Origin of the sequence: Inhella inkyongensis (genome assembly GCF_005952805.1) — a bacterium.
Lineage (GTDB): Bacteria > Pseudomonadota > Gammaproteobacteria > Burkholderiales > Burkholderiaceae_C > Inhella > Inhella inkyongensis.
The window spans coordinates 639,877-664,475 of record NZ_CP040709.1 but is presented as its reverse complement, the minus strand read 5'-3'; the positions used below and the strand labels follow the sequence as shown (position 1 = coordinate 664,475).

Genomic DNA, 24,599 nt, shown 5'->3' with positions numbered 1-24,599 from the left:
TCAGGACTGCTGTCAGGCGACCTGGCCGCCGGCAGCCTCGATGGCGGCCTTTGCACCAGCCGTTGCGCCGATGCCCTTCAGCACCACTTTGCGCGACAGCTCGCCCGACTTGATGACCTTGACGTTCTTGATCAGTTCGCCAACAAAGCCAGCAGCCTTCAGAACCAACAGATCGATCTCTTCGGCGCCGATGCGCTGCAGATCGCTCAGGGTCACTTCGGCAGCGAACTTCAAAGCAACCGACTTGAAGCCACGCTTGGGCAGGCGACGCTGCAGGGGCATCTGACCGCCCTCGAAGCCGACCTTGTGGAAGCCACCAGCACGCGACTTCTGACCCTTGTGACCACGACCGGCCGTCTTGCCCAGACCGGAGCCGATGCCACGACCAACGCGACGCTTGGCGTGCTTGGCGCCCGAGGCGGGCTTGATGTTATTCAGTTCCATCGTCAGTTCCTCAGAGCACTTGCACCAGGTACGCGACCTTGGTGATCATGCCGCGCACTGCGGGGGTGTCTTCCAGGGTGCTCTGGCTATTCAGCTTGCGCAGGCCCAGACCACGAACGGTCGCGCGATGCGACTCACGGGTCCCGGCCACGCTGCGAACCAGCTTCACCGTCACGGTTTTCTTTTCAGACATAGGTCCTCCAGCGCCGCCGATTAGTTGAACAACTCTTCGACGGTCTTGCCGCGCTTGGCGGCGACCTCGGCCGGCGTGCTCGAGCGCTTCAGCGCATCCAGCGTCGCACGGACCATGTTGTAGGGGTTGGTCGAACCGTGGCTCTTGCTCACGATATCGGTCACGCCCATCACTTCGAACACGGCACGCATCGGGCCGCCAGCGATCACGCCGGTACCGGCAGGAGCCGGAGCCAGCATGACGCGGGAAGCACCGTGCTCACCGATCACGTTGTGATGAACCGAGCCGTTGCGCAGGCTGACCTTGACCATGTTGCGGCGAGCCGACTCCATGGCCTTTTGCACGGCCACCGGCACTTCACGCGCCTTGCCCTTGCCCATGCCGATACGGCCATCGCCGTCACCAACCACGGTCAACGCAGCGAAACCCAGAATGCGACCGCCCTTCACCACTTTGGTGACGCGGTTCACCGCAATCATCTTCTCGCGCAGACCGTCGTCGCGACCATCTTCCTGCACGCGGGGTTGAAACTTTGCCATTTCCTATGCTCCCGAATGCTTAGAACTTCAGACCGGCTTCACGCGCGGCATCAGCCAAGGCCTTGATACGGCCGTGGTAGGCATAGCCCGCACGGTCGAAGGCGACGGACTCGACGCCCGCTGCCTTGGCCTTCTCGGCGATCATCTTGCCGACCATCTGGGCTGCAGCGACGTTGCCGCCATTGCCCTTGAGCTCGGTACGCAGACCCTTTTCGGCCGTCGAAGCGGAGGCCAGCACCTTGCTGCCATCTTCGGAAATCAGGTTCGCGTAGATGTGCAGGTTGGAACGGAAGACCGTCAGGCGAGCCTTGACTTGGAGCGCAATGCGCACGCGGGTTTGACGCGCACGGCGCAGGCGCTGTTCTTTCTTGTTCAGCATCTTGCGGCTCCTTACTTCTTCTTGGTCTCTTTGAGGGAGACCTTCTCGTCCGAATAACGGATGCCCTTGCCCTTGTAAGGCTCAGGCGGACGGAAGGCACGCACCTCGGCGGCGATCTGGCCGACGACCTGACGGTCAGCGCCCTTGATCAGGATTTCGGTCTGGGTCGGGCACTCAACCTTGATACCAGCCGGCATTTCCTTCACCACCGGGTGAGAAAAACCGATCTGCAGGTTCAGCTTCTGACCTTGAGCCTGGGCACGGAAACCCACGCCCACCAGGTTCAGCTTGCGCTCAAAACCCTTGCTCACGCCGTGGACCATATTGGCCACCAGCGCACGAACGGTACCGCTCATCGCATTCGCAGCGGCACTGTCGTCAGCGGGGGCGAAGCTCAGCTTGCCAGCTTCACTATTGACCTGCACCAGTGCGTGCGCGGGACGCACCAGGGTGCCCATAGCACCCTTCACACTGATTTGGCCATTCGAAACGGTCACATCCACGCCTTGCGGGATCGCGACCGGCATTTTTCCAACGCGGGACATTGCGATACCTCCAGCGCTTAGGCGACGTAGCAGAGCACTTCGCCGCCGATACCGGCTTGACGTGCTTTGCGGTCGGTCATCACGCCCATGGGCGTGGTGATGATTGCAACACCGAGGCCGTTCATCACTTGCGGGATGTCGTGGCGGCCCTTGTAGATGCGCAGGCCGGGACGGCTCACGCGCTCGATGCGCTCGATCACCGGACGACCGGCGTAGTACTTCAATTCAATCTCAAGCTCCGGACGAGCGGCTTCACCGCGCACCACGAAGTTCTCGATGTAACCCTCATCCTTCAAGACCTTGGCAATCGCCACCTTGAGTTTGGAGGAGGGCATGTTCACGCTCGACTTCTCAACCAACTGCGCATTACGAATGCGAGTCAGCATGTCGGCGATGGGATCACTCATGCTCATTGGTAAATCTCCAAATCCTGCCGATTACCAGCTGGCCTTGATGACACCGGGGATGTCACCTTTGAAGGCCAGTTCACGGATCTTGCTGCGGCCCAGGCCGAAGGTGCGGAAAGTGCCACGGGCGCGACCGGTCAGTTCGCAACGATTGCGCAGACGGGTCGGGTTCGCATTGCGGGGCAACTTCTGCAGTTCCAGGCGGGCTGCGTAGCGCTCTTCGTCCGAACGCTTGGCGTCATTGATGACGGCCTTCAGCTCGGCGTACTTCTTGGCGAACTTGGCCACCAACTTTTCGCGCTTCTCTTCGCGCTGCTTGATCGAAAGCTTTGCCATGTTGGTGCCTCAGTTCTTGAACGGGAATTTGAAGGCCTGCAGAAGGGCCTTGGCTTCCTCGTCGCTCTTGGCGGTCGTCGTGATGCTGATGTTCAGACCACGCAGAGCATCCACCTTGTCGTAATCGATTTCGGGGAAGATGATCTGTTCTTTGACGCCGATGTTGTAGTTGCCGCGGCCGTCAAACGAACGACCCGAGATGCCGCGGAAGTCGCGCACGCGAGGCAGCGCGATCGTCACGAAGCGATCCAGGAATTCATACATCTGCGCGCCGCGCAGGGTGACCATGCAGCCGATGGGCACATCTTCACGGATCTTGAAACCCGCGATGGCCTTGCGCGACTTGGTAACCACGGGCTTTTGGCCAGCAATCTTGGTCAAGTCGCCGACGGCGTGATCCATCACCTTCTTGTCCGCCACCGCCTCGCTCACGCCCATGTTCAGGGTGATCTTGGTGATGCGCGGAGCTTGCATGGTGGACTTGTAGCCAAACTTCTCAACGAGAGCCGGCACCACTTTTTCGCGATAAAACGCTTGCAAACGAGCCATGTGCGACCTCGTCAAACTTTGAGTTCGGCGCCACTGCTCTTGAAGACACGGACTTTCTTCCCGTCTTCCAGCAGCTTGATCCCCACGCGGTCGGCCTTGCCGGTTTCCGCATTGAAGATTGCGACGTTCGATTGATGGATCGGCATAGCCTTGTCCACCACACCACCGGTGGTGCCCTTCATCGGGTTGGGCTTGACGTGCTTCTTGGCAACGTTCACACCCTCAACGATCAGGCGCTCGGCATCAACGCGCTCAGCAACAGTGCCGCGCTTGCCCTTGTCGCGGCCGGTCAAAACGATGACCTGGTCGCCTTTACGAATCTTGTTCATGTCTGTCCTTTTGCCGCGCTTTACAGCACTTCCGGCGCCAGAGACACGATCTTCATGAAGCGCTCGCTGCGCAATTCACGAGTGACCGGGCCAAAGATACGGGTGCCAATCGGCTCCAGCTTGGCATTCAGCAGCACGGCGGCGTTGCCGTCGAACTTCACCAGCGAGCCATCTTGGCGACGCACGCCCTTGGCAGTACGCACCACCACGGCGTTGTAGATTTCGCCCTTTTTGACGCGGCCACGCGGCGCAGCTTCTTTGATGCTGACCTTGATCACATCACCGATGCCGGCGTAGCGACGCTTGGAGCCACCCAGCACCTTGATGCACATGACGGACTTCGCGCCCGTGTTGTCCGCGACGTCGAGTCGCGATTGCATTTGGATCATGTCAATTCCCAACTTTTCCCGCTCCGCGCCAAAGCGCATTGCGGTCAGTCTTGGGCCCGTGTGCTTTGGCGCCCATCTTGGGCACCTCAGCGGTTGAGGGCAGATACTGACTGAGTCGTCGCGTGAACACGCGTGAATTCAGTCAGCGAAGCCTAGCATTATGCGTGAGCTTCAGAGCGAGAGTCAAGCACTTGTTGCAGAGAAGATGAGGGCTGCGAAACACAACCACTCAAGGCAACAGGCGACGCCAACCTACAGCAAGGCGAGCATGTTCTCGGCGCGACTGCAGACCAGCTTTCCGGGCTCTTCGACTTGCGCGTCCACCACGCAGCCATCCCGAATCAGGAGCGCAAATCGCTGTGAACGGATGCCCATTCCGCGCCCGCGCAGGTCCAGCGTCAAGCCCAAGGCGCCCGCCAGATCGGCGTTGCCGTCCGCAAGCATTCGTATCGATGAGCCAACGCCGAGTGCATCACCCCAGGCTCTCATCACAAAGGCATCGTTGACGGAGACACACCAAATTTCGTCCACACCTTTCGCTCGCAATGCAGCCGCATGGTGGACATAGCCGGGCAAGTGCTGGGCGGAGCAAGTAGGCGTGAATGCGCCTGGCAGGGCAAAGAGAAGCACCGTCTTGCCCGCCGACTCGGCACGCATGTCAACGGCGACAGGGCCTGAGGGACAGGCCCCTTCAAGCGCGGGCGGGCACTCATAGAGTGTGACCGAGGGGAGAGAGGTCCCGATCATCAGACAGCACCTTTGCGGTGACGAAAATGAAAAAGCCGCACGGCGCGAGAGCGGCGTGCGGCTTGGGCGGTTGAGCCGGTACTTAGACCGTCTCAGCGCGCTCGACCAAGCGGGTCACAACCCAGTTCTTGGTCTTGGACAGCGGACGGCTTTCGGCGATCTCAACGACATCACCCATCTTGTACTCGCCCTTTTCATCGTGGGCGTGGTACTTGCGGGAGGTGGCGACGATCTTGCCGTACAGCTCGTGCTTGGTGCGGCGCTCGACGAGCACGGTGATGGTCTTGGCGCGCTTGTCGCTGACCACACGGCCCACCAGCGTGCGCTGCACTTTCGCAGCGGCTTGCGTGGCGACGTTGCTCATTTGGCCGACTCCTTCTTCTTCTGGGCCAGCACGGTCTTGGCACGAGCGATGTCGCGGCGGGTCTTGCCGAGCATCGTGTGGTTGGACAGTTGCTGGGTAGCCTTTTGCATGCGCAGGCCGAAATGGGCCTTGAGCAGCTCTTTGACTTCGGTTTCGAGTGCGGCCACGTCTTTGGCGCGCAGTTCAGATGCCTTCATGGTCTTCCCTTTCAGGCGCCGAGCTGGCGTTCGACGAAGGTGCACTTCAGCGGCAGCTTGGCTGCAGCCAGAGTGAACGCCTCACGGGCCAAAGCTTCCGGCACGCCGTTGAGTTCATAGAGCACCTTGCCCGGCTGAATCTCAGCGACGTAGTACTCCGGATTGCCCTTACCGTTACCCATACGCACTTCGGCAGGCTTCTTAGAAATCGGCTTGTCCGGGAAGATGCGGATGAAGATGCGGCCGCCGCGCTTGATATGGCGCGAGATGGCACGACGGGCTGCTTCGATCTGGCGAGCGGTGATACGACCGCGCTCGGTGGCCTTCAGGCCAAACTCGCCAAACGACACCTGGGCGCCACGGGTGGCGACGCCGGTGTTGCGGCCCTTTTGCTCTTTGCGGAATTTGCGACGAGCAGGTTGCAGCATGTTTAGTCTCCTTTGGGCGCAGCAGCGGCGTTAGCCGGCTGGCGCACCACGCGCTTGGCTGCAGGACGGTCACCGCCCTCGCCCGGCTTGCCATCACGACCACGGCCAGGACCCGGACGGCCCGGACGGCGGTTGCGACGATCGTCTTCGCCCTCGACGCACTTGAGCACCGGCGCTTCGCCGTTGGCCAAGCGGTCGCCACGGTAGACCCAGACCTTGACGCCGATGACGCCGTAGGTGGTCTTGGCTTCCGAGGTGCCGTAGTCGATGTCCGCCTTCAGGGTGTGAAGGGGCACGCGACCTTCGCGATACCACTCGGTACGGGCGATTTCGATGCCGTTCAAACGACCGGCCGACATGATCTTGATGCCTTGAGCACCCAGACGCATGGCGTTCTGCATCGCACGCTTCATGGCGCGACGGAACATGATGCGCTTCTCGAGCTGCTGGGTGATCGATTCGGCGATCAGTTGAGCATCGACTTCGGGCTTGCGCACTTCTTCGATGTTCACGGCCACCGGCACGCCCAGCAACTTGCCGAGTTGAGCCTTCAGGTTCTCGATGTCCTCGCCCTTCTTGCCGATCACCACGCCCGGGCGTGCCGAGAAGATGGTGATGCGGGCGTTCTTGGCGGGGCGCTCGATCAGGATGCGCGAGACCGCGGCATTCTTGAGCTTGGTCTTCAGGAACTCGCGAACGCGCAGGTCTTCGGCCAGCATGCCGGCGAAGTTGCGGCTCGACGCGTACCAGCGCGAGGACCAATTACGGGTAACGGGCAGGCGGAAGCCAACCGGATGGATTTTTTGTCCCATAGTCTCTCCAGCCCCCTCAGTTGCCGACCGTCACATAGATGTGACAGGTGGGCTTGCTGATGCGGTTGCCACGACCCTTGGCGCGCGCGGTGAAACGCTTCAGCGTGGTGCCTTGCTCGACGTAAATCGAGGTCACCTTCAGAGCGTCGATATCGGCACCGTCGTTGTGCTCGGCGTTGGCGATAGCCGACTCCAGAGCCTTCTTGATGATGCCGGCGGCCTTCTTCTGGGTGAAGGTCAGGATGTTGAGCGCCTGGTCCACCTTCTTGCCGCGGATCAGGTCCGCCACAAGGCGGCCCTTATCGCAGGACAGGCGGACGCCGCGAACGATTGCTTTGGTTTCCATCGTGGGCATCCTTACTTCTTACCGGCCTTCTTGTCGGCCGGGTGACCCTTGAAGGTACGGGTCAGCGCGAATTCACCCAGTTTGTGACCAACCATCTGGTCACTCACATAGACCGGCACGTGCTGACGTCCGTTGTGCACGGCAATGGTCAGACCGATGAACTCGGGCAGGATGGTCGAACGGCGCGACCAGGTCTTGATCGGCTTCTTGTCCTTGTTGGCGCTGGCCTTTTCGACCTTGGCCATCAGGTGGGCGTCGACGAACGGGCCCTTCTTAAGAGAACGACTCATGACGGCCCCTTATTTCTTGCGACGCGAGACGATGAAGGTCTGCGTGCGCTTGTTGGAACGGGTACGGAAACCCTTGGTCATGGTGTTCCACGGCGACACAGGGACCTGGCCCTCGCCGGTGCGGCCTTCGCCACCACCGTGCGGGTGATCCACTGGGTTCATCGCGGTACCACGGACGGTCGGACGAATGCCCAGCCAACGCTTGGCACCGGCCTTGCCGTACTGGCGCAGGTTGTGCTCTTCGTTGCTGACTTCACCCAGGGTCGCACGGCAGTCGATGTGCACTTTGCGCACTTCGCCCGAACGCAGACGGATCTGAGCGTAGGCACCATCACGCGCCATCAGGGTCACCGAGGTGCCAGCCGAACGGGCGATCTGAGCGCCCTTGCCCGGCAGCATCTCGACGCAGTGAATGGTCGAACCGATGGGGATGTTGCGGATCGGCAAGGTATTGCCCGGCTTGATCGGAGCCTCAGCGCCGCTCAGCAGGGTCGTGCCCACTTCCAGATTGCGCGGGGCAATGATGTAGCGACGCTCGCCGTCGGCATAGCACACCAGAGCGATGTGAGCCGTACGGTTGGGGTCGTACTCAATGCGCTCGACCTTGGCCGGAATGCCGTCCTTGTTGCGACGGAAGTCCACCACGCGGTAGTGGTGCTTATGACCACCGCCCTTGTGGCGCATCGTGATGTGACCGTTGTTGTTACGGCCAGACTTTTGCTTCTGCGGCTCGACCAGGGATGCTTCCGGAGCGCCCTTGTGCAGGTGCTTGTGCACCACCTTCACCACAGCACGACGGCCAGGCGAGGTCGGCTTAACTTTTACGACGGCCATTTACGCAGCCTCCCCGGAGAAGTTCAGCTCTTGACCCGGCTTGAGGGCCACATAGGCCTTCTTCACGTGGTCACGGCGGCCCACACGGCCACCAAAGCGCTTGGTCTTGCCCTTGATGTTCACGACGCTGACCGAGGCCACTTCGACCTTGAACATCAGCTCCACGGCAGCCTTGATTTCCGGCTTGGTGGCGTCGCGCATCACCTTGAACAGCACTTGGTTGTGCTTTTCGGCAACCGAGGTGGCCTTCTCGCTCACGATCGGGGCCAGCAGCACCTGGGCCAGACGGCCCTCGTCAAACTTCGGCGCGCTCATTCGAACATCTCCTTGAGCTGCTCCATCGCGGCCTTGGTCACGAGCACTTTCTTGAAGTGCACCAGCGACAGCGGGTCGGCGTGACGCGGCTCGATCACCAGCACGTTGTGCAGGTTGCGCGAGGCCAGGAACAGGTTGTCATCCACCTCGTCGGCGATCAGCAGCACCGATTCCAGGCCCATGGCCTTGAACTTGGCAGCCAACAGCTTGGTCTTGGGGGCTTCGATCTTCAGCGAATCCACCACGGCCATGCGACCTTCGCGGGCCAGCTGCGACAGGATCGACGCCATACCGGCGCGATACATCTTCTTGTTCAGCTTGTGGCTGAAGTTCTCATCCGGGCGATTCGGGAAAATCCGACCGCCTCCACGCCACAGCGGCGACGAGGTCATACCAGCACGGGCGTTGCCGGTGCCTTTCTGACGGAAGGGCTTCTTGGTCGAATGCTTGACCTCGCCACGATCCTTCTGGGCACGGGTACCCTGGCGGGCGTTGGCCTGATAGGCCACGACCACCTGGTGCACCAGGGCTTCGTTGTAATCACGGGCGAAAACGGTGTCAGGGGCGTCGACCTTGCCGGCGGCCTGACCTTGTTCGTTCAGGAGCTCGAGTTGCATCACTGGGCTCCTTTGCTCTTGGCCTTGACGGCCGGGCGCACGACCACGTGGCCGTTCTTGCTGCCCGGAACGGCACCCTTGACCAGCAGCAGCTGGCGGGCTTCGTCAATGCGGACGATGTCCAGATTCTGGGTGGTGACGGTTTCGTCGCCCATATGACCCGACATGCGCTTGCCCGGAAACACGCGGCCCGGATCTTGCGCCATCGAGATCGAACCCGGCACGTTGTGCGAACGGCTGTTACCGTGCGAAGCGCGCTGCGAACCGAAGTTGTGGCGCTTGATCGTGCCCTCGAAACCCTTACCGATCGAGGTGCCCTGCACGTCGACCTTTTGGCCCACGGCAAACAGGGTCACCGGCACGGTGGCGCCAGCCTTGTATTCGGCGACGACGTCGGCGGACACGCGGAACTCCTTCAGCACTTCACCGGCTTCCACACCCGCCTTGGCGAAGTGACCGGCTTCGGGCTTGCTGACCCGAGAGGCTTTACGGTTGCCATACGCCACTTGAATGGCGGTATAGCCGTCGCTCTCTTGGGTCTTGATCTGAGCCACGCGGTTGTTGGACACATCCAGCACCGTCACGGGGATGGCGTCGCCATCGTCCGTGAAGATGCGCATCATGCCCACCTTGCGGCCCAGCAATCCGAGACGATTGCTAAGACTCATTGCTTTCTCCAGCCCCAAATCGAGGCCTTTGTTTGACACACCCGACATCGATTGGCCGGGCGCCCTAATTGCCACACATCACCCCAGGCAAGCCGAAGCAACAAGCAGCACCATCCCAGCGCACCTAGGCACACGGGGAAAGCCCGCGATTCTAGTGTCGATTGCGCCCGACCGCCAAGCGGAATCTTGGGGCCGAATGAAAAAAGGCGACCCAAAAGGGTCGCCCTGTCGCGCGGAGCGCGAAATTACTGCAGCTTGATCTCGACGTCCACGCCAGCCGGCAGGTCCAACTTCATCAGCGCGTCAACGGTCTTGTCCGTCGGGTCGACGATGTCCATCAGGCGCTGGTGGGTGCGAATCTCGAACTGGTCGCGGCTGGTCTTGTTGACGTGCGGCGAGCGCAGGATGTCAAAACGCTCCAGGCGGGTCGGCAGGGGCACGGGGCCCTTGACGATGGCGCCGGTGCGCTTGGCGGTTTCAACAATTTCCAGAGCCGACTGATCGATCAGCTTGTAATCGAAGGCCTTGAGGCGGATGCGGATTTTTTGCTTTTGCATGATTTGCCTTCCGTGCGCGCCGGGTGAGCCCAGCGCGCCTCAAGGATTGATTACTCGATGATGGTCGCCACGACGCCCGAACCCACGGTGCGGCCACCTTCGCGGATGGCGAAGCGCAGACCGGTTTCCATGGCGATCGGAGCGATCAGCTTGACGGTGATGCTGACGTTGTCGCCAGGCATGACCATTTCCTTGTCCTTCGGCAACTCGATCGAACCAGTCACGTCCGTGGTACGGAAGTAGAACTGCGGACGGTAGTTGTTGAAGAACGGGGTGTGGCGGCCGCCTTCGTCCTTGCTCAGCACATACACCTCGCCGGTGAAGTGGGTGTGCGGCTTGATCGAACCGGGCTTGCTCAGCACCTGACCACGCTCGACGTCTTCACGCTTGGTGCCGCGCAGCAGCACGCCAACGTTGTCGCCAGCCTGACCCTGGTCCAGCAGCTTGCGGAACATTTCCACGCCGGTCACGGTGGTGGTCTGAACGTCGCGGATACCCACGATTTCGATGGCCTCACCGACCTTGACGATGCCGCGCTCGACGCGACCGGTCACCACGGTGCCGCGGCCCGAGATCGAGAACACGTCTTCCACCGGCAGCAGGAAGGCGCCGTCAATGGCACGCTCAGGCTGGGGGATGTAGGTATCCAGCGCATCGGCCAGACGCATGATGGCTTGCTCGCCCAGGTCGCCCGTGTCGCCTTCCAGCGCCAGCTTGGCCGAACCCTTGACGATCGGGGTGTCGTCGCCCGGGAAGTCGTACTTGGAGAGCAGCTCGCGCACTTCCATCTCGACCAGCTCGAGCAGCTCAGCGTCGTCCACCATGTCGCACTTGTTCAGGAAGACGATGATGTACTTCACGCCCACCTGACGAGCCAGCAGGATGTGCTCGCGGGTCTGGGGCATCGGGCCGTCAGCGGCCGAGCACACCAGAATGGCGCCGTCCATCTGGGCGGCACCGGTGATCATGTTCTTCACGTAGTCGGCGTGACCCGGGCAGTCCACGTGAGCGTAGTGGCGGTTGGCCGTCTCGTACTCAACGTGCGCGGTGTTGATCGTGATACCGCGAGCCTTCTCTTCAGGCGCTGCGTCGATCTGGTCGTAGGCCTTGGCCTCGCCACCGAACTTCTTCGACAGAACGGTCGCAATCGCGGCCGTCAGCGTGGTCTTGCCATGGTCCACGTGACCGATGGTGCCCACGTTGACGTGCGGCTTGGTGCGTTCAAACTTACCCTTTGCCATTGCAATATCTCCAAAAAGAACTGAGGCCCGTCTGGGGTTTTAGGTCTGTCGAACCACTCGAACTCCACCGGGACGGGCACCGGTGGCGAGTGGCCCGCAGACCAGGGGGAATTACTTGGAACGAGCGGTGATGATCGCGTCGGCCACGTTCTTCGGAGCCTCAGCGTAGTGCTTGAACTCCATCGTGTACGTGGCACGGCCTTGCGACATCGAACGCAGGGTGGTGGAGTAACCGAACATCTCGCTCAGCGGCACCTCGGCCTTGATGGCCTTGCCGCCGCCAACCATGTCGTCCATACCCTGGACCATGCCGCGACGGCTGGACAGATCGCCCATCACGTTGCCGGCGTAGTCTTCCGGGGTCTCGACTTCCACGGCCATCATCGGCTCCAGGATCACCGGCGAAGCCTTGCGGCAGCCTTCCTTGAAGCCCATCGAGGCAGCCATCTTGAACGCGTTTTCGTTCGAGTCCACTTCGTGGTACGAACCGAAGGTCAGCGTGACCTTCACGTCCACCACCGGGAAGCCAGCCAGCACGCCATTCGGCAGGGTATCGATGATGCCCTTCTCGACCGCCGGGATGAACTCGCGCGGCACCACGCCGCCCTTGATGGCGTCGACGAACTCGAAGCCCTTGCCCGGCTCTTGCGGCTCAACGGTCAGCACCACATGGCCGTACTGGCCCTTACCGCCCGACTGACGCACGAACTTGCCTTCGACATCGGTCGCGGTTTTGCGAATGGTTTCGCGATAGGCCACTTGCGGCTTGCCGACGTTGGCTTCCACGCCGAACTCGCGCTTCATGCGGTCGACAATGATTTCCAGGTGCAGTTCGCCCATGCCGGAGATGATGGTCTGGCCACTCTCTTCGTCAGTGCGCACGCGGAAGGACGGATCTTCCTTGGCCAGACGGCCCAGGGCAACACCCATCTTTTCCTGGTCGGCCTTTGTCTTGGGCTCGACTGCCTGCGAGATCACCGGCTCCGGGAAGACCATCTTTTCCAGCGTGATCAGCGATTCCGGATCGCACAGGGTTTCACCCGTGGTCACTTCCTTCAGGCCCACGCAGGCGGCAATGTCGCCGGCCAGAATCTCGGAGATTTCCTCACGCTGGTTGGCATGCATCTGCAAGATACGGCCGATACGCTCTTTCTTGCCCTTGATCGGGTTGAAGACCGAGTCGCCAGACTTCAGCACGCCCGAGTAGACGCGCACGAAGGTCAGCTGACCGACGTAGGGGTCAGTCATCAGCTTGAAGGCCAGAGCGGCGAACTTCTCGTCGTCAGCAGGACGGCGCGAGGTCGGCTGGTCGTCATCGTCCGTACCCGGAACCGGGGGGATGTCCACCGGCGAAGGCATGAAGTCGATCACGCCGTCCAGCATGCGCTGCACGCCCTTGTTCTTGAAGGCGGTGCCGCAGAACATCGGCTGAATCTCAGCTGCCAGGGTGCGGGTGCGGATGGCCGACTTGATTTCTTCTTCGCTCAAGTCGCCCGTTTCCAGGTACTTGTTCATCAGCTCTTCGCTGGCCTCGGCGGCGGCCTCGACCATCTTCTCGCGCCACTCTTGAGCGACTTCGAGCAGTTCAGCCGGGATCTCACCGTAGGTGAACTTCATGCCCTGCGAGGCCTCATCCCAGAGGATGGACTTCATCTTGAGCAGGTCGACAACGCCCTTGAAGTTTTCTTCGGCACCAATGGGGATCACGATGGGCACAGGGTTGCCCTTCAGGCGGGTCTTCATCTGGTCCACGACCTTGAAGAAGTTCGCGCCCGTGCGGTCCATCTTGTTCACAAAGGCCAGACGCGGCACCTTGTACTTGTTGGCCTGGCGCCAGACGGTTTCCGACTGGGGCTGCACGCCACCCACGGCGCAATAGACCATGCAAGCACCGTCGAGCACGCGCATCGAGCGCTCAACTTCAATGGTGAAGTCGACGTGGCCCGGGGTGTCAATGATGTTGATGCGGTGCTCGGGCAGGGACAGATCCATGCCCTTCCAGAAACAGGTCGTGGCAGCCGAGGTGATCGTGATGCCGCGCTCTTGCTCCTGCTCCATCCAGTCCATCGTCGCGGCGCCGTCGTGCACCTCGCCGATCTTGTGGTTGACGCCGGTATAGAACAGGATGCGCTCGGTCGTCGTCGTCTTGCCGGCGTCGATGTGCGCCGAGATGCCGATGTTGCGATAGCGCTCGATGGGGGTCTTGCGGGCCATGGTTTGCTCCGAAATGCGTGAGCCGCCGTCGGGTTAGTGAAAACCCGCGGCGGCCGAAGGGGGCTGAGTTTAGAAGCGGAAGTGCGAGAACGCCTTGTTGGCGTCTGCCATGCGGTGGACTTCGTCACGCTTCTTCATGGCGCCGCCGCGGCCTTCCGAGGCCTCCAGCAGTTCGTTGGCCAAACGTTGGGCCATCGACTTTTCACCACGCTTGCGCGCCGATTCCTTCAACCAGCGCATGGCCAGGGCCACGCGGCGCACCGGGCGAACTTCCACGGGAACTTGGTAGTTCGCACCGCCCACGCGGCGGGACTTCACTTCGACCATCGGCTTGATGTTGTTCAGCGCGATCGTGAACACTTCCAGCGGGTCCTTGCCAGACTTCTTCTCGACCTGCTCGAGCGCACCGTAAATGATGCGTTCGGCAACGGCCTTCTTGCCCGATTCCATGATGACGTTCATGAACTTGGACAGGTCCACGCTGTTGAATTTCGGATCCGGCAGGATCTCGCGCTTCGGTACTTCGCGACGACGAGGCATTTCTCTTCCTTTATCTCTTCAGTTGGCTGCTTGCGGCAACCGCGGAGGGCCAGCTTGGCGCCATCCACTTACTCGGCGCACCCGCTGGTGCAACCGCCATGGCTCCCAAATTCGGAGCCGACTTGTGATTACTTCTTCGGACGCTTGGCGCCGTACTTGGAGCGCGACTGCTTGCGATCCTTAACGCCCTGCAGGTCGAGCGAACCGCGCACGATGTGGTAACGCACACCGGGCAAGTCCTTCACACGGCCGCCGCGCACCAGCACCACGCTGTGCTCTTGCAGGTTGTGGCCTTCACCGCCGATGTACGAGATGACCTCGAAACCGTTGGTCAGGCGCACCTTGGCAACCTTACGCAGAGCCGAGTTCGGCTTCTTCGGGGTCGTGGTGTACACGCGGGTGCAGACGCCACGGCGCTGCGGGCAGTCCTGCATCGCAGGCGACTTGGATTTCGTGACCTCGGCCTGACGGCCGTGGCGCACGAGCTGATTGATCGTTGGCATGGTTTGACTTGTTCCCGTTTGAAGTCAAAGAGAATCCGGATTCCACCGCAGCATGCGCTTACAGACGCAGGCGCACCTCGGCCAATCCGAAGAAAAGCCGGCGATTATAGCCAGCAAAGTGATAGATGCAAGAGCGCGATGTACCCACCCCGCCCCCAACCCTGAACGCCTGGCCTCTGCTGCTGGACACCCACGTGCTGCTGGAGCTCTGGCTGTTCCGTCAACCCAGCCTGATGGGCCTTGGCCAGGCTTTGCTTCAGGGTGATCTGCACTGGATTGCCAGCGCCCCCATGCTGGAGGAACTGGCCCATGTGCGGGCCCGCCCCTGGCCCGAGCGCTGGACACCCGATCCGATCCTGCTGGCACCCGAGGCAATATGCCGCTTGGCCCCGCATCCGACTCAGGCCGCGCCTTGGCGCTGCAGCGACCCAGATGACCAGAAGTTCTTGGATCTGGCGCTGGCGCTCAGTCCCATCCGCCTTTGGAGCCGCGATCGCGCGCTGCTGCATTGGCGCAAGAAGGCTGCTCTGCGCGGCGTGTTGATCCAAACCCCCGAAGCGGGTTGGGCCGACTGGCTGAATCGCAGCGCCAGCACCTCATAAAAAAGGGCGACCCGCGGGTCGCCCTTTCAGTCCAGCCAACGCAGATTACTCGGCGTCGCCCGGGTGCTGCGCGTCCAACGCGGCCAACTGCATGGCGGCCAACTCCTCGGCCTCTTGCAGCGCAATGGCCTTGCGCTCGGTTTCGTCCATCTCTTCCTTGACCTTGCGGGCCTTGTGATAGGCCATGCCGGTACCGGCGGGGATCAGACGACCCACGATCACGTTTTCCTTCAGACCACGCAGCTCGTCGCGCTTGCCCATGATGGCCGCCTCGGTGAGCACGCGGGTGGTTTCCTGGAAGGAGGCCGCCGAAATGAAGGAGTCGGTGGACAGCGAGGCCTTGGTGATACCCAGCAGCACGTCGTGGTAGGTCGGGGGCATCTTGCCCTCGGCGCGCAGACGGTCGATGGCACCCAAGATCTCAGAGCGCTCAACCTGCTCGCCGCCGATGTAGCTGGATTCGCCCGGATCGGCGATCTGCACACGACGCAGCATCTGGCGAACGATCACCTCGATGTGCTTGTCGTTGATCTTCACGCCTTGCAAGCGATAGACGTCCTGCACCTCGTCGACGATGTAGCGCGCCAACTCCTCGATACCTAGCAGACGCAAGATGTCCTGCGGATCGGCCGGGCCGTCGACGATGGGCTCGCCCTTGTTAACCACTTGGCCTTCGTGCACCAGGATGTTCTTTTCCTTGGGCACCAGCTCCTCCCAGACCTTGCCTTCCGGGTCGGTAATCTGCAGGCGGACCTTGCCCTTGGTTTCCTTGCCGAACGAGATCGTGCCGGTCTGCTCGGCCAGCGCACCCTTGTCCTTGGGCGAACGGGCTTCGAACAGCTCGGCCACACGCGGCAGACCACCGGTAATGTCGCGGGTCTTCTGGCCTTCGACCGGAATACGCGCCAACACCTCACCCGGGGCCAGATCCATGCCGTCGCGCACTTGAATCAGCGCGCCGACCTGGAAACCGATCGTCACAGAGTGGTCGGTTCCGGGGATCTTCACCTCGTTGCCGCCGGCATCCAGCAGCTTGATCTGCGGACGCACGACCTTGGCCGCGCCACGGCGCTTCGGATCGATCACCACCAGGGTCGACAGGCCGGTCACTTCGTCGACCTGTTTGGCCACCGTCACGCCTTCTTCGATGTTCTCGAACTTCGCCTTACCGGCGAATTCCGTGATGATCGGGCGGGTCAGCGGATCCCAGTTCGCCAACACGGTACCGGCCTTGATGGTCTGATCGGCCTTGATGTTGAGAACGGCGCCATAGGGCACTTTGTGACGCTCACGCTCGCGGCCATGTTGGTCGGAGATGATGATTTCGCCCGAACGCGAAATCACCACCAACTCGCCCTTGCCATTGGTCACGTAACGCATGGTGGCGTTGAAGCCGATGATGCCGTCCGACTTGGCTTCCACGCTGGAGGCCACTGCCGCACGCGAAGCCGCACCACCGATGTGGAAGGTCCGCATGGTCAGCTGGGTACCCGGCTCACCGATCGACTGCGCAGCAATCACGCCAACCGCTTCGCCGTTGTTCACCAGACCGCCACGGCCCAGGTCGCGGCCATAGCACTTGGCGCACAGACCGTAGCGCGTGGCACAGGTCAGCGGCGTGCGCACCTTGACTTCGTCGGCGCCTGCGGCTTCGACGCGGTCCAGGGTGTCTTCGTCCAGCATGGTGCCGGCCGCCACCAGAACCGATTGGTTCTCGGGGTGCAGCACGTCGACAGCCGTGACGCGGCCGAGGATGCGATCGCGCAGCGATTCGATCACTTCACCGCCCTCGACCAAGGCGCGCATGGCCATGCCGTTGTCGGTGCCGCAATCGTCCTCGGTCACCACCAGGTCCTGCGTCACATCAACCAGACGACGGGTCAGATAACCAGAGTTGGCGGTCTTCAGTGCCGTGTCGGCCAGACCCTTACGGGCGCCGTGGGTGGAGATGAAGTACTGCAACACATTCAGACCTTCACGGAAGTTCGCCGTGATGGGGGTCTCAATAATGCTGCCGTCCGGCTTGGCCATCAGGCCACGCATACCGGCTAGCTGACGGATCTGGGCCGCGCTACCGCGGGCGCCCGAGTCGGCCATCATGTAGATCGAGTTGAAGGACTCCTGATCGACGGTCTTGCCGTTGCGATCCTGAACCTTCTCGATCTTCAGGTGGTCCATCATCTTCTTGCCGATTTCGTCACCGGCCTTGCCCCAGATGTCCACCACCTTGTTGTAGCGCTCACCAGCGGTCACGAGACCCGAGATGTACTGCTGCTCGATCTCCTTGACTTCCTTCTCAGCGGCTTCGATCAGGGTGTGCTTCTGGGCCGGCACCAGCATGTCGTCGATGGCGATCGACAGACCGGCACGGGTGGCCAGGCGGAAACCGCTCTGCATCAGCTTGTCGGCCAACACAACGGTCTCTTTCAGGCCGCAGCGGCGGAAGGAAGCGTTGATCAGCTTGCTGATCTCTTTCTTCTTCAGCGCCTTGTTGATGTTGCTGAAAGGCAGGCCCTTGGGCAGGATTTCAGACAGCAGGGCGCGGCCGACCGTGGTGGCCACCACCTTGGTTTCGGGCACCCACTCACCATCGGCGCCCTTGCTGTACTCGGTCATGCGGACGTTCACCTTGGCGGTGATTTCCACTTGAGCGTTGTCCAGCGCGCGCTGCAATTCCTGCAGGTCGGCAAAGATCATGCCTTCGCCCTTGCCGTTGATGCGCTCGCGGGTGGCGTAGTACAGACCCAGCACCACGTCCTGCGACGGCACGATCGACGGCTCGCCCGAGGCCGGGAAGAGCACGTTGTTGGAGGCCAGCATCAGGGTGCGGGCTTCCATCTGCGCCTCGATCGACAGCGGCACGTGAACGGCCATCTGGTCACCGTCGAAGTCGGCGTTGAAAGCGGCACAAACCAGCGGATGCAGCTGGATGGCCTTGCCTTCGATCAGCACGGGCTCAAAGGCCTGGATGCCCAGACGGTGCAGCGTCGGTGCGCGGTTCAGCAGAACCGGGTGCTCCTTGATGACCTCTTCCAGGATGTCCCACACCACCGGGGTGCCGGATTCGACTTCTTTCTTCGCAGCCTTGATGGTGGTGGCAATGCCCATCGCCTCCAGGCGGCTGAAGATAAAGGGCTTGAACAGTTCCAGAGCCATCAGCTTGGGCAGACCGCACTGATGCAGCTTCAGGGTCGGGCCCACCACGATGACCGAACGGCCCGAGTAGTCGACGCGCTTGCCCAGCAAGTTCTGACGGAAGCGACCGCCCTTGCCCTTGATCATGTCAGCCAGGGACTTCAGCGGGCGCTTGTTGGCGCCCGTCATGGCCTTGCCGCGACGGCCGTTGTCCAGCAGCGAATCCACCGACTCCTGCAGCATGCGCTTTTCGTTGCGCACGATGATTTCAGGGGCCTTCAGCTCCAGCAGACGAGCCAGACGGTTGTTGCGGTTGATGACGCGGCGATACAGATCGTTCAGATCCGAGGTCGCGAAACGGCCGCCATCCAGCGGCACCAGCGGACGCAGATCCGGCGGCAGCACCGGCAGCACCTGCATGACCATCCAATCAGGCTTGATGCCCGAACGCTTGAAGGCCTCCATGACCTTGAGGCGCTTGGAGTTCTTCTTGATCTTCAGCTCAGAGCCGGTCAGGTCGTTGCGGATCTTGTCGCTCTCGACGTCCAGATCCATGTCGGCCAGCAGACGCTGGATGCCCTCGGCGCCCATCAGGGCGACGAACTCATCGCCATGCTTCTCGCGCTCGACGTCGTACTGTTCTTCGCTCAGGATCGCGAACTTCTTCAGCGGGGTCATGCCGGGATCGGTCACGACATAGGCTTCAAAGTACAGCACGCGCTCGATGTCGCGCAGGGTCATGTCCAGCACCAGGCCCAGACGCGACGGCAGCGACTTCAGGAACCAGATGTGGGCGCAAGGCGCCGCCAGGTCGATATGACCCATGCGGTCACGACGCACCTTGGTCTGGGTGACTTCAACGCCGCACTTCTCGCAAATGACGCCACGGTGCTTGAGGCGCTTGTACTTGCCGCACAGGCACTCGTAATCCTTGATCGGGCCAAAGATCTTGGCGCAGAACAGGCCGTCACGCTCGGGCTTGAAGGTGCGGTAGTTGATGGTCTCGGGCTTCTTCACCTCACCGAAGGACCACGAGCGAATCTTTTCCGGCGAAGCAATGCCGATCTTGATCGCGTCGAAGTGCTCGTCGGGCGTGAACTGCTTGAACAGGTCCAGCAAACCTTTCATGTCGTTCTCCTGTTCCTAATTAGTTGCGCTCGAGCTCGATATCAATACCGAGCGAGCGAATTTCCTTGACCAGCACATTGAACGATTCCGGCATGCCGGCTTCGATCGAGTGCTCACCCTTGACGATGCTCTCGTACACCTTGGTGCGGCCGTTCACGTCATCAGACTTCACGGTCAGCATTTCCTGCAGGATGTAGGACGCGCCATAAGCCTCGAGTGCCCAGACTTCCATCTCACCGAAGCGCTGGCCACCGAACTGCGCCTTGCCACCCAGCGGCTGCTGCGTGACCAGGGAGTACGGACCGGTCGAGCGGGCGTGCATCTTGTCGTCCACCAGGTGGTGCAGCTTCAGCACGTGCATGTAGCCGACAGTGACCGGGCGCTCGAACTGCTCGCCCGTGCGGCCGTCGCTCAGCATGCACTGGGTGCGTGTGGCGGTCAGACCCTTCTTGGCGGCGATGTCATCCGGATAAGCCAGGTGCAGCATGGCGCGGATCTCTTCTTCCGCGGCGCCATCGAACACCGGGGTCGCGAAGGTGGCACCCGAGGCCAGGTTCTTGGCCATGGACTGCACTTCGCCGTCCGACAACAGGCTCAAGTCTTCCTTGCGGCCGCCGCTCAAGTTGTAGAACTTGTCCAGGAACTGGCGCAATTCGGCCACCTTGGCTTCGCGCTGCAGCATGTCGCCGATGCGCTGGCCAATGCCCTTGCCGGCCCAGCCCAGATGGACTTCCAGCACCTGACCCACGTTCATCCGCGAGGGCACGCCCAGCGGGTTCAACACGATGTCGCACGGCGTACCGTCGGCCATATAGGGCATGTCTTCGACCGGAACGATCTTGGACACCACACCCTTGTTGCCGTGACGGCCGGCCATCTTGTCGCCAGGCTGCAGACGGCGCTTGACGGCCAGGTACACCTTGACCATCTTCAGCACGCCGGCGGGCAGTTCGTCACCCTGGGTCAGCTTCTTGCGCTTCTCTTCGAAGGCGAGGTCGAAGCTGTGGCGCGTCTGCTCCAGACTGTTCTTGATCGACTCGAGCTGGTTGGCCAGGTCCTCATCCGCCGGGCGGATATCGAACCAGTGGTGCTTCTCGACTTCGGTCAGGTAGTCCTTGCTGATGACCGTGCCCTTGGCGATCTTCTTCGGGCCGCCATTGGCGGTCTTGCCGATCAGCAGCTTTTCGATACGGTCAAAGGCGTCGGCCTCCACGATTCGCATCTGGTCGTTCAGGTCCAGACGGAAGCGCTTGAGTTCGTCGTCAATGATCTGCTGGGCGCGCTTGTCACGCTCAATGCCTTCGCGGGTGAAGACCTGCACGTCAATGACGGTGCCCTGCGTGCCTTGGTCGACGCGCAGCGAGGTGTCCTTCACGTCCGAAGCCTTCTCGCCGAAGATGGCGCGCAGCAGCTTCTCTTCCGGCGTCAGCGTGGTCTCGCCCTTCGGGGTGACCTTGCCCACCAGTACGTCGCCAGGGTTGACCTCAGCGCCGATGTAGACGATGCCCGACTCGTCCAGGCGAGCCAGTTGTTGCTCGGAGAGGTTCGGAATGTCGCGGGTGATTTCTTCGCTGCCCAGCTTGGTGTCACGCGCCATCACCACCAACTCCTCGATGTGGATCGAGGTGTAGCGATCTTCGGCCACCACGCGTTCGGAGATCAGGATCGAGTCTTCGAAGTTGTAGCCGTTCCAGGGCATGAAGGCCACCAGCATGTTCTGGCCCAGCGCCAGTTCACCCAGGTCCGTCGAGGCGCCGTCGGCAATGATGTCGCCGGCTGCCACGCGATCTCCACGCTGGACGATAGGACGCTGGTGGATGTTGGTGTTCTGGTTGGAGCGCTGGTACTTGATGAGGTTGTAGATGTCCACACCCACCTCACCGGCCACGGTCTCGGTGTCATTCACGCGAATCACGATACGGTTCGTATCCACGTAATCGACCACACCGCCACGGCGCGAAGCCACCACGGTGCCCGAGTCCTTGGCGGCCACGCGCTCCACGCCCGTGCCCACAAAGGCCTTTTCGGGACGCAGGGTCGGCACAGCCTGGCGCTGCATGTTGGCGCCCATCAATGCACGGTTCGCGTCATCGTGCTCCAGGAAGGGCACCAGCGAGGCAGCCACCGACACGATCTGCGCCGGCGCCACGTCCATGTATTGCACGCGCTCCGGGCTCAGCAGCACGGATTCGCCAGCTTCACGCGCACTGACCAACTCATCGGTCAGGCGGCCGTTCGCATCGAGCGAGGCGTTGGCCTGCGCGATCACGTACTTACCTTCTTCGATGGCCGACAGGTAGTCGATCTGGTCGGTCACTTGGCTGTCTACCACGCGGCGATACGGGGTCTCGAGGAAACCGTACTCGTTCAGGCGCGCAAACAGTGCCAAGGAGTTGATCAGACCGATGTTCGGGCCTTCCGGCGTTTCGATCGGGCAGACGCGGCCGTAGTGGGTCGGGTGCACGTCGCGCACCTCGAAGCCGGCACGCTCACGGGTCAGACCGCCCGGGCCCAGGGCCGAGACGCGACGCTTGTGCGTGATCTCGGACAGGGGGTTGGTCTGGTCCATGAACTGCGACAGCTGCGACGCACCGAAGAACTCCTTCAGGGCCGCAGAGATCGGCTTGGAGTTGATCAGGTCGTGCGGCATCAGGCTTTCGGTCTCAGCCTGGCCCAGACGCTCCTTCACGGCCTTTTCGATACGCGCCAAGCCCGAGCGGTACTGGTTCTCAGCCAGCTCGCCCACGCAACGCACGCGACGATTGCCCAGGTGGTCGATGTCATCCACCACGCCGCGGCCATTGCGCAGCTCGACCAGGATCTTGACCACGTCGAGGATGTCCTCGTTCGACAGGGTCATCTCGCCTTCGGTCGCGTCGCGGCCCACGCGGGCGTTGAACTTCATGCGGCCGACGCGGCTCAGGTCGTAGGTGTCAGCGCTGTAGAACAGGCGATTGAACAGGGCCTCGACGGCGTCCTCGGTCGGCGGCTCGCCGGGGCGCATCATGCGGTAGATGGCCACACGGGCAGCGAACTGGTCGGCCGTCTCGTCCATCGCCAGGGTCTGGCTGATGTAGGCGCCTTCGCTCAGTTCATTGGTGTAGAGGCACTGCAGCTCTTTGACGCCGGCGGCGCGCAGCTTCTTCAGCAGCGCATCGGTCAGCTCTTCGTTGGCCTTGGCAATGATTTCGCCGGTGTCCGGGTCGATCATGTTCTTGGCGACCACGCGGCCAACCAAGAAATCCTCAGGCACCGAGACAAACTGGGTGCCGCTGGCTTCCAGTTGCTTGATGTGACGGGCGGTGACGCGCTTGTCCTTCTCGACCAGAACCTTGCCGTCCTTGTCGGTGATGTCGAAACGCGCGACTTCACCCTTCAGGCGCTCGGACACGAATTCCATCTGCGCGCCGACATCCATCAAACGGAAGTTGTCGAAGGCGAAGAAGTGCGCCAGGATCTGCTCGGGGTTCAGGCCGATCGACTTCAGCAGGATGGTGACCGGCATCTTGCGGCGACGGTCGACACGGAAGAACAAGATGTCCTTGGGGTCGAACTCGAAGTCCAGCCAGGAACCACGATAGGGAATGATGCGGCTGGAAAACAGCAGCTTGCCCGAGCTGTGGGTCTTGCCCTTGTCGTGCTCGAAGAACACACCCGGCGAGCGGTGCAGCTGCGAGACGATGACGCGCTCGGTACCGTTGATGATGAAGGAACCGTAGTCGGTCATCAGGGGCACTTCGCCCATGTAGACCTCTTGTTCCTTGATCTCGCGGACCTGCTTGTTCGACGGCGTCGAGGTCTCGCGGTCATAGATGATCATCTGCAGCTTGGCGCGCACGGCGGCGGCAAAGGTCAGACCACGCTGCTGGCACTCACGCTCGTCGAAAGCCGGACGGGCGATGTTGTATTCCATGAAGCGCATCTCGACAAACTGGTTGTGCGAGACGATCGGGAACGCGGCCAGGAAGGCCGCCTGCAGGCCCTCGGGCTTGCGTTGCGCGGCGGGGACGTCTTTTTGCAGGAAGGCCTTGTAGGAATCCTTCTGCATCGTCAGCAGATAGGGCACGTCCAGCACGCTGTCGCGCTGGCCGAAGCTCTTACGGATGCGTTTGCGCTCCGTGTAGCTGTAGGAATTTGCTTGCGCCATGAAAGCTCCGAGGGAGGGGGTGGTGTGTGGGGATCAGTCAGCACACCGGACGACTGGCGTCTCGAACATTGCATTCGAGGTTCGGTGACGGGCCACTACCCGCCGCTGGCAGACAACCCCTGGCATTGCGCCACGGGCTCGACCAAACCCGTTCTCTGCAGTCGGATCAGAGAACCTTCGTAAAAACCCGGCATTGTAGGGCAGCCGGACCTTTGCGAAGAGACTCTTCGGAAAGGACACAAGGCCGAACTCCGTTTCCAGAGTTCGACCTCGTGCATTCGGTCGGTGAGCGGCGTCGCGAGCCGGAGCCAGGTCGCTTCGAGAGGCGCAGCCGTACTTGGGTACGGCGAGCATCGCAGGAGCGAGATGGCCCGGCGCAGTAGCCGAGCACCGAGCGAATTACTTCAGTTCGGCCTTGGCGCCGGCTTCGACCAGCTTCTTGACAGCGGCTTCGGCGTCGGCCTTGGGCATGGCTTCCTTGACGGTCTTGGGGGCGCCATCGACCAGGTCCTTGGCTTCCTTCAGACCCAGACCGGTCAGCTCGCGCACGGCCTTGATCACGCCAACCTTGTTGGCGCCGGCTTCGGTCAGCACGACGTTGAATTCGGTCTTCTCTTCAGCGGCGGCGGCACCACCGACGGCAGCGCCACCAGCGGCCGGGGCGGCCATCGAAGCGGCGGACACGCCGAACTTCTCTTCAATGGCCTTCACCAGGTCATTGAGTTCCATCACGGACATGCTGTCCAGGGCGGTCAGGAAAGCGTCTTTATCGAATGCCATTTGGGGCTCCTAAGAATCGAAAAA

The 24,599-nt window shown here is 61.7% G+C and carries 30 protein-coding genes; 1 reads left to right on the top strand and 29 read right to left on the bottom strand.

Going from position 1 to position 24,599, the window contains the following annotated elements:
* Positions 1–12: 12 nt before the first annotated feature.
* The 26 genes from rplO to rpsL all read right to left on the bottom strand — a co-directional run bounded on the left by rplO (position 13) and on the right by rpsL (position 14,783).
* On the bottom strand, positions 13–444 hold the full coding sequence (gene rplO / locus FF090_RS03345; protein ID WP_138855383.1) for a 50S ribosomal protein L15: 432 nt from the start codon (positions 442–444) through the stop codon (positions 13–15).
* A 10-nt stretch (positions 445–454) separates the two neighbouring features.
* Positions 455–637 (bottom strand): 50S ribosomal protein L30, encoded by a 183-nt coding sequence (gene rpmD / locus FF090_RS03340; RefSeq protein ID WP_138855382.1) that lies wholly within the window; start codon positions 635–637, stop codon positions 455–457.
* Positions 638–657: 20 nt separating this feature from the next.
* Complete coding sequence (rpsE, locus tag FF090_RS03335) at positions 658–1,176, bottom strand: 30S ribosomal protein S5 (RefSeq protein ID WP_138855381.1); 519 nt, start codon at positions 1,174–1,176, stop codon at positions 658–660.
* Between the two features lie 19 nt (positions 1,177–1,195).
* Positions 1,196–1,555 carry a 50S ribosomal protein L18 gene (gene rplR / locus FF090_RS03330; protein ID WP_138855380.1) on the bottom strand — a complete coding sequence of 120 codons (360 nt, stop codon included), beginning with the start codon at positions 1,553–1,555 and terminating at the stop codon, positions 1,196–1,198.
* A gap of 11 nt (positions 1,556–1,566) precedes the next feature.
* A complete protein-coding gene (rplF, locus tag FF090_RS03325; RefSeq protein WP_138855379.1) occupies positions 1,567–2,100 on the bottom strand; it encodes a 50S ribosomal protein L6 in 534 nt (177 codons plus the stop codon).
* A gap of 17 nt (positions 2,101–2,117) precedes the next feature.
* Positions 2,118–2,513, bottom strand: a complete 396-nt coding sequence (gene rpsH / locus FF090_RS03320; RefSeq protein WP_138855378.1) for a 30S ribosomal protein S8 — start codon at positions 2,511–2,513, stop codon at positions 2,118–2,120.
* Between the two features lie 24 nt (positions 2,514–2,537).
* Complete coding sequence (rpsN, locus tag FF090_RS03315; RefSeq protein WP_138855377.1) at positions 2,538–2,843, bottom strand: 30S ribosomal protein S14; 306 nt, start codon at positions 2,841–2,843, stop codon at positions 2,538–2,540.
* A 9-nt stretch (positions 2,844–2,852) separates the two neighbouring features.
* A complete protein-coding gene (gene rplE, locus FF090_RS03310) occupies positions 2,853–3,392 on the bottom strand; it encodes a 50S ribosomal protein L5 (RefSeq protein ID WP_138855376.1) in 540 nt (179 codons plus the stop codon).
* An 11-nt stretch (positions 3,393–3,403) separates the two neighbouring features.
* Positions 3,404–3,721 (bottom strand): 50S ribosomal protein L24, encoded by a 318-nt coding sequence (rplX, locus tag FF090_RS03305; RefSeq protein WP_138855375.1) that lies wholly within the window; start codon positions 3,719–3,721, stop codon positions 3,404–3,406.
* Between the two features lie 20 nt (positions 3,722–3,741).
* A complete protein-coding gene (gene rplN, locus FF090_RS03300; RefSeq protein ID WP_138855374.1) occupies positions 3,742–4,110 on the bottom strand; it encodes a 50S ribosomal protein L14 in 369 nt (122 codons plus the stop codon).
* Positions 4,111–4,362: 252 nt separating this feature from the next.
* Positions 4,363–4,857 (bottom strand): peroxiredoxin, encoded by a 495-nt coding sequence (locus FF090_RS03295; protein ID WP_138855373.1) that lies wholly within the window; start codon positions 4,855–4,857, stop codon positions 4,363–4,365.
* An 82-nt stretch (positions 4,858–4,939) separates the two neighbouring features.
* Positions 4,940–5,221: a 30S ribosomal protein S17 gene (gene rpsQ / locus FF090_RS03290; RefSeq protein ID WP_138855372.1), complete on the bottom strand. Its 282-nt coding sequence runs from the start codon at positions 5,219–5,221 to the stop codon at positions 4,940–4,942.
* Positions 5,218–5,418 carry a 50S ribosomal protein L29 gene (rpmC, locus tag FF090_RS03285; RefSeq protein WP_138855371.1) on the bottom strand — a complete coding sequence of 67 codons (201 nt, stop codon included), beginning with the start codon at positions 5,416–5,418 and terminating at the stop codon, positions 5,218–5,220. Before rpmC ends, rpsQ begins: the two co-directional genes overlap by 4 nt.
* 11 nt (positions 5,419–5,429) lie before the next feature.
* The gene (gene rplP / locus FF090_RS03280; RefSeq protein ID WP_138855370.1) at positions 5,430–5,846 is read right to left on the bottom strand and encodes a 50S ribosomal protein L16; all 417 of its coding nucleotides are present in this window, start codon (positions 5,844–5,846) and stop codon (positions 5,430–5,432) included.
* Between the two features lie 2 nt (positions 5,847–5,848).
* Complete coding sequence (rpsC, locus tag FF090_RS03275) at positions 5,849–6,658, bottom strand: 30S ribosomal protein S3 (RefSeq protein ID WP_138855369.1); 810 nt, start codon at positions 6,656–6,658, stop codon at positions 5,849–5,851.
* A 16-nt stretch (positions 6,659–6,674) separates the two neighbouring features.
* Positions 6,675–7,004, bottom strand: a complete 330-nt coding sequence (gene rplV, locus FF090_RS03270; RefSeq protein ID WP_138855368.1) for a 50S ribosomal protein L22 — start codon at positions 7,002–7,004, stop codon at positions 6,675–6,677.
* Positions 7,005–7,015: 11 nt separating this feature from the next.
* A complete protein-coding gene (gene rpsS / locus FF090_RS03265; RefSeq protein ID WP_138855367.1) occupies positions 7,016–7,294 on the bottom strand; it encodes a 30S ribosomal protein S19 in 279 nt (92 codons plus the stop codon).
* A 9-nt stretch (positions 7,295–7,303) separates the two neighbouring features.
* Positions 7,304–8,128 (bottom strand): 50S ribosomal protein L2, encoded by an 825-nt coding sequence (rplB, locus tag FF090_RS03260; RefSeq protein ID WP_138855366.1) that lies wholly within the window; start codon positions 8,126–8,128, stop codon positions 7,304–7,306.
* Positions 8,129–8,443 (bottom strand): 50S ribosomal protein L23, encoded by a 315-nt coding sequence (rplW, locus tag FF090_RS03255; protein ID WP_138855365.1) that lies wholly within the window; start codon positions 8,441–8,443, stop codon positions 8,129–8,131.
* Entirely contained in the window at positions 8,440–9,060 is a 621-nt protein-coding gene (gene rplD, locus FF090_RS03250) for a 50S ribosomal protein L4 (RefSeq protein WP_138855364.1), read from the bottom strand. The genes rplW and rplD overlap by 4 nt, the downstream gene beginning before the upstream one ends.
* Positions 9,060–9,728, bottom strand: a complete 669-nt coding sequence (gene rplC, locus FF090_RS03245) for a 50S ribosomal protein L3 (protein ID WP_138855363.1) — start codon at positions 9,726–9,728, stop codon at positions 9,060–9,062. Before rplC ends, rplD begins: the two co-directional genes overlap by 1 nt.
* A gap of 245 nt (positions 9,729–9,973) precedes the next feature.
* Complete coding sequence (gene rpsJ / locus FF090_RS03240; protein WP_132576760.1) at positions 9,974–10,285, bottom strand: 30S ribosomal protein S10; 312 nt, start codon at positions 10,283–10,285, stop codon at positions 9,974–9,976.
* A gap of 50 nt (positions 10,286–10,335) precedes the next feature.
* Positions 10,336–11,526, bottom strand: a complete 1,191-nt coding sequence (gene tuf, locus FF090_RS03235) for an elongation factor Tu (protein WP_138855352.1) — start codon at positions 11,524–11,526, stop codon at positions 10,336–10,338.
* A gap of 111 nt (positions 11,527–11,637) precedes the next feature.
* Complete coding sequence (gene fusA / locus FF090_RS03230) at positions 11,638–13,740, bottom strand: elongation factor G (RefSeq protein WP_138855362.1); 2,103 nt, start codon at positions 13,738–13,740, stop codon at positions 11,638–11,640.
* 69 nt (positions 13,741–13,809) lie between these two features.
* Positions 13,810–14,280, bottom strand: coding sequence for a 30S ribosomal protein S7 (rpsG, locus tag FF090_RS03225; protein ID WP_138855361.1), 471 nt, complete (start codon positions 14,278–14,280; stop codon positions 13,810–13,812).
* 128 nt (positions 14,281–14,408) lie between these two features.
* Positions 14,409–14,783, bottom strand: coding sequence for a 30S ribosomal protein S12 (gene rpsL / locus FF090_RS03220; protein WP_137945770.1), 375 nt, complete (start codon positions 14,781–14,783; stop codon positions 14,409–14,411).
* 125 nt (positions 14,784–14,908) lie between these two features.
* Here rpsL and FF090_RS03215 point away from each other — a divergent pair, with 125 nt between their 5' ends.
* Positions 14,909–15,385, top strand: coding sequence for a PIN domain-containing protein (locus FF090_RS03215; protein WP_138855360.1), 477 nt, complete (start codon positions 14,909–14,911; stop codon positions 15,383–15,385).
* 45 nt (positions 15,386–15,430) lie between these two features.
* Here the strand turns inward: FF090_RS03215 and rpoC are convergent, their stop codons facing one another.
* The 3 genes from rpoC to rplL all read right to left on the bottom strand — a co-directional run bounded on the left by rpoC (position 15,431) and on the right by rplL (position 24,575).
* Positions 15,431–19,648, bottom strand: coding sequence for a DNA-directed RNA polymerase subunit beta' (gene rpoC / locus FF090_RS03210; RefSeq protein ID WP_138855359.1), 4,218 nt, complete (start codon positions 19,646–19,648; stop codon positions 15,431–15,433).
* A 19-nt stretch (positions 19,649–19,667) separates the two neighbouring features.
* Positions 19,668–23,795 (bottom strand): DNA-directed RNA polymerase subunit beta, encoded by a 4,128-nt coding sequence (gene rpoB, locus FF090_RS03205; protein WP_138855358.1) that lies wholly within the window; start codon positions 23,793–23,795, stop codon positions 19,668–19,670.
* Between the two features lie 399 nt (positions 23,796–24,194).
* Positions 24,195–24,575 (bottom strand): 50S ribosomal protein L7/L12, encoded by a 381-nt coding sequence (gene rplL / locus FF090_RS03200; RefSeq protein ID WP_138855357.1) that lies wholly within the window; start codon positions 24,573–24,575, stop codon positions 24,195–24,197.
* Positions 24,576–24,599 lie beyond the last annotated feature (24 nt).